General features: G+C 38.2%; 6 protein-coding genes and 1 pseudogene. All 7 read right to left on the minus strand.

From position 1 onward, the window contains the following. Window positions 1-99 precede the first annotated feature (99 nt). Complete coding sequence (locus tag ACFIKG_RS08745) at window positions 100-630, minus strand: hypothetical protein (RefSeq protein ID WP_375652139.1); 531 nt, start codon at window positions 628-630, stop codon at window positions 100-102. A 36-nt stretch (window positions 631-666) separates the two neighbouring features. Further along, the gene (locus ACFIKG_RS08750) at window positions 667-1,158 is read right to left on the minus strand and encodes a hypothetical protein (protein ID WP_375652140.1); all 492 of its coding nucleotides are present in this window, start codon (window positions 1,156-1,158) and stop codon (window positions 667-669) included. Window positions 1,159-1,204: 46 nt separating this feature from the next. Beyond that, complete coding sequence (locus ACFIKG_RS08755) at window positions 1,205-1,684, minus strand: hypothetical protein (RefSeq protein ID WP_375626812.1); 480 nt, start codon at window positions 1,682-1,684, stop codon at window positions 1,205-1,207. A 2-nt stretch (window positions 1,685-1,686) separates the two neighbouring features. Further along, window positions 1,687-1,880: pseudogene (locus tag ACFIKG_RS08760) on the minus strand (SMI1/KNR4 family protein); the annotation flags it as partial. Continuing rightward, window positions 1,877-2,347, minus strand: a complete 471-nt coding sequence (locus ACFIKG_RS08765; protein ID WP_375649092.1) for an SMI1/KNR4 family protein — start codon at window positions 2,345-2,347, stop codon at window positions 1,877-1,879. The pseudogene ACFIKG_RS08760 and the gene ACFIKG_RS08765, both read right to left, overlap by 4 nt. A 274-nt stretch (window positions 2,348-2,621) precedes the next feature. Continuing rightward, entirely contained in the window at window positions 2,622-2,969 is a 348-nt protein-coding gene (locus ACFIKG_RS08770; RefSeq protein ID WP_375626815.1) for an HNH/ENDO VII family nuclease, read from the minus strand. Between the two features lie 89 nt (window positions 2,970-3,058). Then, a partial coding sequence (locus ACFIKG_RS08775; RefSeq protein WP_375652141.1) for a DUF6990 domain-containing protein occupies window positions 3,059-3,951 on the minus strand: 893 nt, incomplete at its 5' end.

Consider the following 3,951-nt stretch of genomic DNA (forward strand, 5'->3'; position numbering starts at 1 on the left):
GCTCTAATCCTTCTTTCGATATCTTTCTCATCTGACGCTCCATAAAAAAAGCCCCACAAAAGTGAGGCTGGATAAAATGATGTTCTAATCAATCTCGCGCTAATTATAATAAAGTGGCTCGCTACATCCACGGGCGCCTATTTTTTCATCTTCGACATAACGAGAATGCGCAAAGTTCCGTACAAGATGATCATTGTTAGAGCCACCAGTCCAATCGCCTCCTCCCAACATAACATTTATGTCTACACGTAAACTGCTTCCTTGCTCCCCTGTATGCCATTTAGTCACTGGATAACAACCAGACAAATATTGCCAAACATAACCGCAACCATCCTCACAACCGATATGCGAAATCATCCGTCTATTGTTTGTATCAACGTGTCCTCCAGACGTCTTAGGAGAAGGCGCTTGATTGCCGACAATACTGGTTCCCGAATTGATTCCACACATGCAAGACGCGAACTCATCACTCGTCAAAAATCTCTTACTAACAGACCAAAAATCAAATGCATGATCCGCATAGCTACGATTGATCGTAATCGGAACACCATATGCCGACTTTGCATTTTGACCTGTCCCTGATTGAAGATAAATATCAACCCAAATATTATGCCACGGATTGTAAACCATTCCCTCTGGGTCACTACGTGGGCGGTGATTTAAACACTAAACAGAATTGGGCAAAATATCCCCCGCTTGATAACCTGATAAGGGATGACCTTCAATCTCACCAACATCCGCACATAGCGTATGAAATCCACCAATCTTTTCAGAATTATCCTCTGTATAGCCATCAGGAGCCGTCGGATTTTGCGAAAGGTCAAAGGATAGCTCATTCGTCTGATCTTTTAAGATGAGATATATATAATAATCCTTTCCTGCTTCAAGATCTTCGTCAAAAGTCATCCTTCCACGCCCTGGAATGCGGTAAAAGAGGTGCCTGCCCCCATTCTCACCACCATGATAAAAGCGAAAACATGCCCCTTTATTGATCACAAGACCTTTTCTATTTTTCGGATCGGCTTCCAGAATTCTGTGAGGCTGATTAAAACGCACATCCTCTAAAAAACTAGTGGAAAGAGAACCTACCACTGCCTTGTTGGTGAGTTGATCAACCTCTAGATTCAACGTATCACCCGCTTGAATAAAGAAGAGCACTATTTTGACTCCCTCCATCATTCGTGCTTTTTGTTCAACTAACTCTTTAAGAATGGGTAGGACGCTTTGATGATCGCTTTTGCAAAGATTTTTTTGTTTGTTGACGTTTTCTTTCATTCTTAAAATGAGTTATCATGGCCCGTTCCTTCTTTCTCGTATTGCTTAGACCAAAAGTATCATTGTCCATAAATTGCTGATATCCAGCTATCATGAGATCGGTTAGGAACGAGTCACTTTTCAGAGGTTGTGTAAAATAAATCCCCTTTGAATCCTGCAATTTATATCGAAAGCCTGCTTTTTTCATGCACTCATATACTGAAGCAAATTCACTTGCATACGAATTCATATCACTAGAAGAAGCATAAACCGGTTTCCAGCCACATTTTAAAAGTGATTGTTCGATTACAGCCCGATCTGCTCTAGGCTTTTCCCATAAAACCAAAGTCGATGGGGGAGGATTGCCTAACTGACATCCAGCTGTACTTAAGAGAGCCATGCAGCTCAATAGTTTTAAGATTTTTTTCATTTTTCCCCTCCTCCATAGTTTTTTTTAAAAAAATCTTATAAGAAGAGTTGAATTTCAAACCAAGAGCTTTCTCCGCCTTTTCAATCTGTAGATTATCAGCCGCATTTTCTTCAGTACGAAAATTGATAATATCATCATTATATTTATTAACTTTATCAATTAATACTGCAACATCATCTAAGGTATAGGTTTTCATGAATCCTCCCCTGCATACTCTTTAATTCTTTTGCAGAGAAATTCATAAAAATTACTTGCGTAATACTGGGGATCGTCAAGTGGAAACTTAAGATAGAGCGGGCACTCTCCATCCCGAAACTGCGTATAATCAAAATAAAAGGTTTCACCAAAATCAGTTGTGCAGATAACAAGTTGTTTGGGGTCCGTAAAGCCATCTCTTCTATCGAGCAAATTTCGGTAAACAATATCACCAGCAGGAATACCTGCGCAGATTTCATAAATACTGAATATTTCTTCACCTCCAATTTCTCCTCCTCCATAATTTTTTAAAAAACCCTTATAGGAAGAGGTAAATTGTAAATCGAGAGTATTCTCAGCTGTTTTAATCCTTACATCATCAGGAGCATTATCTTTAGTACCAAAATTAATAGCATGACTATGCATATCAATATATTGTGCAACATCTGATAAAGTATAACTTTTCATAAATTTTTCTCCATAAGTCACAGCGTGTTTTTACTCATAATGAGTGTTTCTAATGATCAATATTTCTCTACCATAGCCAATGGAATTGGGATGAGATTGATAAAATCATAAGAGATATTTTTTTGAAGGAACTCTTTTCTCATCTGTGTCTGTAAAATCATCTCGCATTTACAATATATGATATAATTAAAGGGGATGATCATTAAAGCTTAGAGAGCGCCTTTTAGTGTCATTACTCCAATATTTGCAATAATTACTTTTTCTTTTTTCCTGCTTAGGAGACTTTTTTTGAAATCCAACAAATAACTTTTTTGATAAAATTTGTCTTTGGCTTCATATGAGCAACCAAACTCTTGTCATGATAAAATGAGTAGAGAACCTCAACGAGAGGACTATCTTGTTCTTGTGTCACAGGATGTAACATAATAGGCCTACAATCGACTCCAATAGGAGCTCTTCCTGATGCCATTCTTTCCACATTTGTACCTGTTATTATGTGTCCTTTTTCTTTCCAAGAAGAAACTGTTTCAGGATCAAACAGTTCATCTTCCTGATAAACTTTTTGACCTTTAAATTCCATAGGCTCAGCTGCCCCCATACTTTTTTTCTTTATCCATTTCATGATTCATAATCCCCTCGATTTTTTTCAAAATAATCAATTTATTCTTTGTTCTAAATAGACTTAAATAAACACTCCTTCCAAGAGCGAGGTTATTCCTCGCTAAAAAGCTCTGAGTGATCATCAAAATCTTTTGCCACCTGTTTAATTAAAGCGTAGCTCACTTGCTTCACCTTTGCTACTTCTTTGGCTAAAGCTAATGCACGTTCAAGGTGGGTTTTGTTGATGCTCTCGTCAAAGCCTAGGTGATCACCTGCCGTAAAGCTTTTCTGATAAGATTGTAAGGTCTCAACATCACCCAATAAAGCAAGAGCGCCAAGATGAAGTAAAGCATAATCCGTATTATCTGCTTTAGATGTTGCATCTTGTTGCCAAGGAGCAGTGCCATAATCAGAGCGAAGTCTTTTAGAAAGGTCAATGTCTTTGACTGACCATTTTAGCGCATCATCAAGTGCTTGCTTTAAGCGATCCGCAGTGACTTCTAGTTCAAAGATTTCTAATCCCTTGGCTTCAAAATTAAGCTGTATATCTGGAATATCTTCCGTGTAGGTAGGATCAATGAATTTACAAGCGGTGGAAAGAATGCCCGTGCTAATCATAAAAGCGCTATCAAATTGTGGGTAGTCTTTGGCAATTTCGTCGTTATAAAGAATATCTACTTCACGATCAGCCAATTGATAGCTTGCCATATGGTCATTCTCATTGATTTTCTCGGTTGACCAGCCTAGGCTTTTTAAAATTGCATGAGCACTTTCCATGGTGAGACGATCATCAGTGTCATCCACTTCATCCAATTCCTCTGCCACTTCAACAGAAGTTGTTTTAGAAGCAACAGATGCTGTTTGCGCATCCAAGCTTAAAATCGGAGCATTTTTAGGAAAACCAGTCCGATAACGGCATGCAAGAGTAAGGACGTTATCAATAATATGTGCTATGTTTTCCCTTATCAAAGCTGAAAAGTTTTTATCCTTCAAACTTTCCTTAT

Origin of the sequence: Bartonella sp. LB28NMGDW (assembly GCF_042194435.1) — a bacterium.
Classification (GTDB): Bacteria; Pseudomonadota; Alphaproteobacteria; order Rhizobiales; family Rhizobiaceae; genus Bartonella; species Bartonella grahamii.

Coding starts and splice junctions, on each gene's coding strand:
- ACFIKG_RS08765 (WP_375649092.1), bottom strand. CDS start 2,347: ATGAAAAGTTATACTTTATCAGATGTTGCACAATATATTGATATGCAT.
- ACFIKG_RS08745 (WP_375652139.1), bottom strand. CDS start 630: ATGGTTTACAATCCGTGGCATAATATTTGGGTTGATATTTATCTTCAA.
- ACFIKG_RS08770 (WP_375626815.1), bottom strand. CDS start 2,969: ATGAAATGGATAAAGAAAAAAAGTATGGGGGCAGCTGAGCCTATGGAA.
- ACFIKG_RS08755 (WP_375626812.1), bottom strand. CDS start 1,684: ATGAAAAAAATCTTAAAACTATTGAGCTGCATGGCTCTCTTAAGTACA.